This is a genomic window from Haliscomenobacter sp., assembly GCF_040403615.1.
In the GTDB taxonomy this organism is placed as follows: domain Bacteria; phylum Bacteroidota; class Bacteroidia; order Chitinophagales; family Saprospiraceae; genus Haliscomenobacter.
Genome location: NZ_JBBAKG010000066.1, coordinates 25,420 through 33,868, shown reverse-complemented (window position 1 = coordinate 33,868; position 8,449 = coordinate 25,420). Strand labels below are relative to the sequence as shown.

Here is an 8,449-nt window from a genome sequence, read left to right as displayed (position 1 = left end):
GAAATGCTGATTGCCAAACCTGATCTCGGCGAATTGTCCAAAGGTTTTGTACCGAGCATGCTCACGGATGAAGCCTTGTACATCGCCATCGGAATCATTGGCGCCACGGTCATGCCGCACAACCTTTACCTCCATTCCTCTTTGGTGCAAACCCGCCGCATCGATCCTTCTGATCACGGCATCTGGTCGGCCATCAAATACAACTTCATCGATTCGGCCATTGCTTTGAATGCGGCTTTTTTTGTCAATACGGCCATTCTGGTGCTGGCAGCTTCTACGTTTTTCAAAGCGGGGTATTTTGAAATCGCCGATATTCAGGATGCGCACAAGATGCTGGCGCCGCTGTTGGGCACCAAGCTGGCACCAATGCTGTTTGGGATTGCCTTGATTGCCGCTGGCCAAAGTTCAACCATCACGGGTACACTGGCCGGTCAAATTGTAATGGAAGGCTACCTCAACTTGCGCATTGCCCCCTGGTTGCGGCGCTTGATCACGCGCATCATCGCCATCATTCCTGCCTATTTGGTGATCTTGATTTATGGCGAAAGCAAAACCAGCGCACTGCTCGTTTTAAGCCAGGTGGTGCTGAGCTTGCAACTGGGTTTTGCCATCATTCCCTTGATCCACTTTACGAGTGATAAAGAGAAAATGGGGATATTTGTGATCAAGCCCTGGATGAAAATCGCTGCCTGGGTCATCGCGATCATCATCGTTGGCTTGAATGTCAAACTGGTGTACCAGGAAATTTCCGTTTGGTTGGCTAGCGCGAGTCAGCCCTGGTTGGTCCGGCTCATTGTTTTCCCGATTTGTGCAGCAGTGTTGGCATTGCTGTTTTACATCACCTTTAAACCCTGGATTGAACGCCGCGACCTGGCCAAAGCCTCCAAAGTTCCCCACGGTACAGCCGTTGAACTCAATCTGGTGGAAAAACCGCTCTATCGCCGCATTGCTGTTTGCATCGATTTTTCAGATATCGATTCGTTGGCCATCCGCAGTGCCTTGGCACAAGGTGGTGCAGATGCGCAATACTGCCTCATCCACGTGGTGGAAACGGCGGGCGCAATGATATACGGCAGCCACATTGCTGATCATGAATCTACCGAAGATGAAAAGATGCTGGAAAATTACGTTCAGCAATTGCAGGCCCAGGAATTCAAAGTGGAAATGGCCATTGGCTACGGCAATCCCAAGCGCAGAATTCCTCGATTGGCAACCGATTTCAATGCAGATTTGTTGATCATGGGCGCGCACGGTCACAACTTGATCAAAGACCTGATTTTTGGAACAACGGTGGATACAGTTCGGCACCGGGTGGCCATTCCGGTTTTGATTGTACGGGAGTAGGGAGAAAATTGAGTTTTTTTTGTTTCTTGGCAGCTTCGCTGCTTTTTCCTACCACCTGAGGCACTTTAGGCCTGTCAATTACCCACAAATCCGCGTATTGAATGCAAAATCGTGCTTTAGCTCAGAAACCCCCGACCCCTAAAGGGGAGTACATTGTTGGTAAGCAAGAAAACCTACCTTTTTGTAGAAGAAGTATTGTTTTTTACTTCCCGAAAATGTACTCCCCTTTAGGGGTCGGGGGTTGTTAAGTTAAGTAAAGTGTTCAATATCAACAACTAACTCGATTGTTCGGATTTGTGGGTAATTGACAGACTTTAGGCAGCTAAGACGCAGCTAAGTAGTGGGGCAAAAATAAGTGATCATTTTTCCTGAGCCAGAGGATTAGATAAGACACTTGAAATGAAACGTTTACTTATCTAATCCTCTGGCAAAAATGATCACTTATTTTTTTATCGCCCCTAAGAAAAAAACCATCCAGAAACATGATCTTATACCCCGATTCATACTTGTTTGATGACGAAAACAAACTGGAAATCAATAGTCAGGTGATTCATCATCAGCATGCCTGGCTCATGAGCATCGGGGATGAAGAACTGGACTTGATGTTTGAAAATGGCTGGCGTCGTGCGGGAAACATTTTTTACCGTTACTCTTTCGATACCCACGAAGACATCGCAACCGGAGGGCCGAAGAAAGTACTTCCCTTGCGCATACCGGTCAACGCTTTTACTTTGACCAAAAGCCAGTCAAAAATTTGGCGCAAAAACGCCGAGTTTACCTGGAATCTGGTCAGTGGCCGCCCTACGGAAGCGCACCACCGACTTTTTTTGTTGCACCGCGATCGGTTTGAGCGCAATGCTCCGGACAGTATTTACGATTTCATTACCACCACCCACGAGAGTTTGCCCACGCGGGGCTTGTTGCTGGATGTGTACGACGGCGATGCCCTGATTGCATCCAGTTTAATTGATCACACCTCTAAGTCTTTGTCGAGCATTTATGCCATGTTCCATCCCGCTTACCGTGCATTTAGCCTCGGAGTACATACCATGCTGCTGGAAATATATGCAGCCAAACAATTGGGCATTACGTTTTATTACCCGGGTTTTGCCCACCACGAATCATCGTTTTATGATTACAAAAAACGCTTCAATGCCTTGCAGTGGCTAGACTGGAAGGATGCCGTAGATTGGCTGCCTTACGAAAGATTGAGGGAGAAAACGGAGAAGGAGTAACAAGTAGTGGGGCAAAATAAGTGTTCATTTTTTTATCGCCCCCAAGAGTTACCGTATTCCCACCACATTCACCAACTCTCCGATTCCGGCAATTTGGATGCTCACTTCATCACCGACCAACAGCGTAAAATCATTGGGAGGCACGACTCCCGTTCCGGTCATCAAAAAAACGCCATTGGGGAAAGAGGTTTCGCGAAACAACCAGGAGGCCAATTCTGGCAGGTTGCGCTTCATGCGGTTGAGTTGGATGTTGCCAGAAAATACCGTTTCCGCTTCGCGCTTGATTTGAATAGAGATTTCTGTTTCCAGGGCGATGGGGATTTCAGGAACCCACACACAAGGACCCAATGCAGCCGAGGCATCATAGCTTTTTGCCTGGGGCAAATAAAGTGGGTTTTCTCCTTCGATGTCTCGTGAGCTCATGTCGTTGCCGATGGTGTACCCCACTATTTTGCCGGATGAAGTGCAAAACAGGGTCAATTCGGGTTCTGGTACATTCCATTTGGAGTCGCGGCGGATCAGCACAGTTTGTCCAGATCCAACCGTACGGGCAGCGGTCGCTTTGAAAAACAGCTCGGGACGTTCTGCATCGTATACTTTGGCATAAAAATCACCACCACCCGAGTCTTTGGATTCTTCCATGCGCGCTTCGCGGCTGCGCAGATAAGTGACCCCAGAAGCCCAAACCTCCTGCCCTAGAATCGGGGCCAGCAACTGTGTGCTGATCAGGCTTTGCAAATCACCGTCTGGACGCAACGATTTTATTTCGTGGGCAATTTCCTGGAAAAGGTTGTCGCGGTTGAGGTAATTGTCCCAATTGTGCTGGTTAGAAAGAAAAAATTGGCCATCAGATTCGATTACGATGCCTTGGGCAGTGCGGTAAATCTTCATGTTTTTTGCTTGTCTTTGTTTGTTAAGTAACGGAGATAACTTTCCCTCCCACAATGTAGGATTTATGTATACGCAAAAAAAGACCCCCTGGCAATTTTTCTTCCAATAGGGCTTTTTTTCAGCGTGTGTTTGGATTTATGCTTCCCCAAATTTTTAGGCAATCACAATTGAGTTTTTTTTGTCACTTTTATGGGCAGCTTAGCTGCTTTGTTTTTTTGACCACCTTAGCATGACGCAAAAAATCACCTTGTTTATGAAAAATCACCTGATCGCTCTCTTTTTACTGCTTACCATAAGCGCGGCTGGGCAAAACCCGGCTTTCCAAAAAATCGATCAACTCCTCAGTGGTTTGGCCAAAGAACACCAGTTCAGTGGCAGTGTACTGGTGGCCTGGAAAGGAGACATCTTCAAGAAAGGGTACGGAATGAGCAATCGGGAAACACAAATTGCTTTCACACCACAGACCATCTCCTGCATCGGCTCTGTCACCAAACAATTCACCGGAGCTGCCATTCTCAAACTGGAGATGATGGGCAAGTTGAGTGTACAAGATCCCATCACCAAGTATTTTGACCAGGTTCCTGCCGATAAAAAGGGCATCACCTTGCACCACCTGTTGACGCATAGCGCTGGTTTTGCCGGGGCCATCGGCGACGATTACGAAAGCATTGATCGGGATTCTTTTGCCCGACTCGCTTTCAGCAAACCCCTGCTTTTTGAACCCGGTAAACAATACGAATATTCCAATGTTGGCTTTAGTCTGCTGGGGATCGTGATCGAAAAGATCACTGGAGCGTCTTACGAAGTTTTTTTGAACAAATACCTTTTCAAACCGGCAGGCATGGCGCAAACCGGCTACGTCATTCCCAAATGGAAAGTAACCGTGGCGACTGGCTACCGTGGCGAAAAAAACTGGGGCAAAATCAACCAAAAAAACTGGGCTGCCGACGGCCCTTACTGGCACTTGCGCGCCAATGGCGGCATCCTGAGCAATGTAGAGGACCTGTACAAATGGCACCAGGCCCTGGCTGGCGAAAAAATCCTGAGCAAGGCTGCCAAGACCAAATACTACACCAAACACATCGCCGAAGGTGAAGGAGCAGACAGCTATTACGGCTATGGCTGGGCCATTTTTAACACCCCACGCAATACCACCCTCATTGCCCACAACGGAGGCAACGGCATCTATTTCTGCGATTTCTTGCGGTATGTGGATGAGGATTTGACGGTGATTCTACTGACCAATGCCACGCGCCGGGAATGGAACCGCCTGGCCAACGTGTGCGCCCGAACTTGCTTTGATCCCAACTTTGTCCCCGAAATCAAAGTAAGTGGCGCGGGAACCAACGTATCGCTGGATCAACATCCCAACCGGGAATTGATTCAAACTTTCCTGAGTGCCATCACTTCAGGCAATGAAGAGACGATCAAGGCTTTGATTGACAACCATTTTGCGCCAGGTTTCAAAGATGGATTCCCGATCGCCCAACACCTCGGTGTACTGAAGCAAATGGGTGGCGAAATCAAAGGACTTGAAGTAGACAAACTCAATATAAGTGGGCCCGTTACGATAATCAGTTTTAAAAACTCTCCGTTGAAGATCAATTTCGAGGTGGATGAAGGGCAGATTGCAGGGATTGGAGTGGACAATTGAACGGATTGGAGCTTTCACTAATGAATGGTTAAAAGGATCTGGATAAAAAATAACTGATCATTTGAATTGACTTTTACTACTTTTCTTGTATCTTTGTTGAAAATCAAAACAACTTCTTTTCATATGCTGGGCAATCTCGACAACGAAGTCATTTTCAAAAAAGCGTTTACGAATAAAATCGTATTCAAGGCTTTTGTGCGGGATATTCTGGGAATTGAAATTGAGGTTGATAAAATTGAAACGGAAAAAAAGTTTGATCCGAAAATTGGATACATCGACTTTGAGTTGGATATTTTTGCAGAATCGGTGGATAAAAGAATGGTAATTGAAATCCAAAGAATTGAATACGACTACCATTTCGACCGTTTTCTGCACTATTTTTTAATGCTGATTGCTGAACAACAACGGACGGCCAAAGAATACAATGTTGATCAAACGGTCTATGTCATCGTTGTCCTGACTGCACCTTATACCATCAATGAAAAAAACGGCAAACCCATCAAAGATGAGGTTCTGCTTTTGAATTTCAATCCCCAGAATTTAAAAGGAGAGATTAGAGATTTGTACGGCCATCAGTTCGTTTGTCTCAATCCCAATCATCCCGATACAGGGACACCCCAGCAAATTAGAGATTGGCTGGATTTGATTTATCAATCGATTCACAATCCTGAGCGGCCAGCGTTAAATACCGCAAACGAAGGAATCAAAATGGCGATTGAATTGATCAGCTTTGAAAACTTGACACCGGAAGAAAGAACGCAAGCCAAAAATAAAGAAGCAGGTAAAATAACCATCGCCAAAGTGGAAAACGCCAAAACGCTTGACATAGCCAAAAATGCAATCCAAAAAGGTTATGAAAACGAAGTAATTGCAGACATTACAGGATTGAGCATTGAAGAAATTGAAAAGCTGCGGCAAGAAGAATAACCCGCCGCAGTTGCTGTGTCAACGCCATGAAAAATCAATCCCCTACTTTCCAACCGGCAATTCCAATTCTTCACCCCACAAGTATTTATTGAACCATTGCCAATTGTGCCACAATGCGGCAAGGCGTTCTTTGGGTTTGGTGATGCCATGCCCGAAGCCTTTGTACACTATCAATTTGGCAGGAACGTGGTTGTCTTGCAAACCTTGCAGCAATTCATAGGCATTCGCAATGGGTACTCTTCGGTCAAATTCCCCATGCTGAATCAAGGTAGGCGTTTTGGCTTTTTTGATGTTGGTAATCGGCGAGGTTTTCTGATAAATTTGAGGGTCATCCCAGGGGGTCGACTGCAAGTATTGACGGGTAAACGGATGGATATCCGTGTTTACGTAATAAGTCATCCAATTGGAAATACCCGCACCTACTGAGATGGCTTTGAATCGATCAGTGTTGGTGGTCAAAAAAGCGGAAATGTACCCACCCTGACTCCAACCCATACAGCCCATTCGATCTTTGTCAACCATCCCTTTGGCAATCAAAAAGTCGACTCCAGAAAGCACATCCCACATGTCGCCTACCCCAAGGTTGCGCAAGTTGAGTGAACGGAATTTTTCACCGTAACCTGCCGATCCTCGGTAATTAACCCGCAACACCAATGCGCCTTTTTCCAGCCATTGCAACACTGGATACACCCCACCTGGCACGGGTTGAGGAACATCGGTACCAGTTGGGCCGCCATGAATGATCACCAGCAAAGGATATTTTTTACCAGGATCGTATTGTTGTGGCTTGTGGAGTACGCCTTCGATCTCGGCACCGTCGCTGCTAGACCAAGTGATGACTTCACTTACCGCCGTTTTCCAGGTACTGATTTGCTTGGTCATATTGGTAATTTGCAGCGGCTTGAAAGGGGCAAGGGGTGTTTTGAATACCTCCGCCAGTGCACTGGCATTGGATGCACTATAGACCAGGATTTTGCCGTCTTTGGAAAAGCTGTATCCTCCCAGAATGTCATTGCCACTGGTGATGGGTTTAACTTGCCCTGTAGAGGGGTCTACTCGGAACAAATGCCGTTTGGTACGCTGAAAAGCAGTAAAGTAGATGCCCGAGGGGTTCCAGGAAATGCTGCTGATGTCTTCATCAAAGTCCTTGGCCAGTTGAGTCGGTTTTCCTCCCAAAAGATCCATGACAAAAAGTTGATCATTTTTATAGTAATACGAGGTGGTATCGTTCAAACTGCTGACAAAAAGGATTTGCCGGGAATCGGGTGCCCAACCAACAAAATTGTCTACAGAAGGGTTTTTGACCAAAGTTCTCGTTTTTTTATTTGCTACTTCGATGACTTCAATGTCAGTGTAAACCGAAAAATTGATCAACGGATTGGGTTGCCGCGTGTACGCAATCAGCTTGCCGTCTGGCGACCATTCAAATCCATTCACGGTGAAACTTCCTTCCGTCAGTCGAACCGCTTTTGGGTAGGTAATGCAATCGCTTTTGGAAGCAGAGTCTTTTTTTTCTTCATAGCAAGGCATTTCATTGGGCAAAGGCAGCAAATCAGGTTTAAAATCCAGCAACCACAAATGGGAGAGTCGATATTCCTCATCATCTGCAGCCCAGCCGCCGTAGCGCTCTTTTTTCTTCTTTTCTTCTTTGGACTCAGGATCAAGCTTGGCGAGGGCAAATTGCTTGCCATCAGGTGACCATTCGAAACTGCCTACACCTTCTTCTTCATAGCTGACCTGTAGTGCCTCGCCCCCATTGGGTCGAATGACAAACACTTGACTCTTATCGTTGCGACTACTAATAAATGCAAGCCATTTTCCATCAGGAGACCATTTAGGAGAATTACTGCTGCCCTTCGTGGCGCGGGTCAATTGAAAGGGTTCTTCGCCTTCGCGTGCCAACCAAATTTCGGTGTCGTAGCTGTTGTCTTTCCAGTCCGTGCTGTTGACCGTAAAAGCAATTTGTTTACCATCGGGAGAAAGCATGGGGCTACTCACGCTACGCAAGGCGATGACCTGCTCGAAACTGGTGCTAGAGCCCTTTTGGGCTTGAAGTCGGGCAACGACAGCAAGCATGGAAAAAAAAATCAACAATTTAGGCATGGAATAGATTTTCATGCTGATTCGGGTTTTATGGTTAGTTCCTTAACTCATTCTACAATCACTTTTGTTTCTTCCGGTAATACTTTTCCAAATCCATCACTTCCACTTTGCGGAATTCGATCGGATGGCTTTCACTTTGCAGCGAAATGGTACCGGAAGTCAAGAGTTGGCCGTCTTTTTTATCTGCGGGATCATATCCACTGACCACTCCCCCACCGATTTGTGGTTTGGAATACGTCATTACCGTATCGCCATTGACGATGTGTTTGACGATGGAATCGCCCAGCACCATTAC

At 46.5% G+C, this 8,449-nt stretch carries 7 protein-coding genes; 4 read left to right on the top strand and 3 right to left on the bottom strand.

Translation table 11 applies throughout. From position 1 onward, the window contains the following. Both ABW391_RS19465 and ABW391_RS19460 read left to right on the top strand, forming a co-directional pair. A partial coding sequence (locus ABW391_RS19465) for an Nramp family divalent metal transporter (protein WP_353483576.1) occupies positions 1-1,344 on the top strand: 1,344 nt, incomplete at its 5' end. Between the two features lie 482 nt (positions 1,345-1,826). Beyond that, positions 1,827-2,579: an arginine-tRNA-protein transferase gene (locus tag ABW391_RS19460; protein WP_353483575.1), complete on the top strand. Its 753-nt coding sequence runs from the start codon at positions 1,827-1,829 to the stop codon at positions 2,577-2,579. Positions 2,580-2,627: 48 nt separating this feature from the next. Here the strand turns inward: ABW391_RS19460 and ABW391_RS19455 are convergent, their stop codons facing one another. Continuing rightward, on the bottom strand, positions 2,628-3,470 hold the full coding sequence (locus ABW391_RS19455) for a fumarylacetoacetate hydrolase family protein (protein WP_353483574.1): 843 nt from the start codon (positions 3,468-3,470) through the stop codon (positions 2,628-2,630). 253 nt (positions 3,471-3,723) lie between these two features. Between ABW391_RS19455 and ABW391_RS19450 the strand changes: the two genes are divergently transcribed. Continuing rightward, entirely contained in the window at positions 3,724-5,124 is a 1,401-nt protein-coding gene (locus ABW391_RS19450) for a serine hydrolase domain-containing protein (RefSeq protein ID WP_353483573.1), read from the top strand. A 123-nt stretch (positions 5,125-5,247) separates the two neighbouring features. Further along, positions 5,248-6,051, top strand: a complete 804-nt coding sequence (locus ABW391_RS19445) for a PD-(D/E)XK nuclease family transposase (protein WP_353483572.1) — start codon at positions 5,248-5,250, stop codon at positions 6,049-6,051. Between the two features lie 42 nt (positions 6,052-6,093). Here the strand turns inward: ABW391_RS19445 and ABW391_RS19440 are convergent, their stop codons facing one another. Together ABW391_RS19440 and ABW391_RS19435 are read right to left on the bottom strand one after the other, a co-directional pair. Continuing rightward, entirely contained in the window at positions 6,094-8,169 is a 2,076-nt protein-coding gene (locus ABW391_RS19440) for a S9 family peptidase (protein WP_353483571.1), read from the bottom strand. A gap of 43 nt (positions 8,170-8,212) precedes the next feature. Further along, a partial coding sequence (locus ABW391_RS19435) for a 3-keto-alpha-glucoside-1,2-lyase-like domain-containing protein (protein ID WP_353483570.1) occupies positions 8,213-8,449 on the bottom strand: 237 nt, incomplete at its 5' end.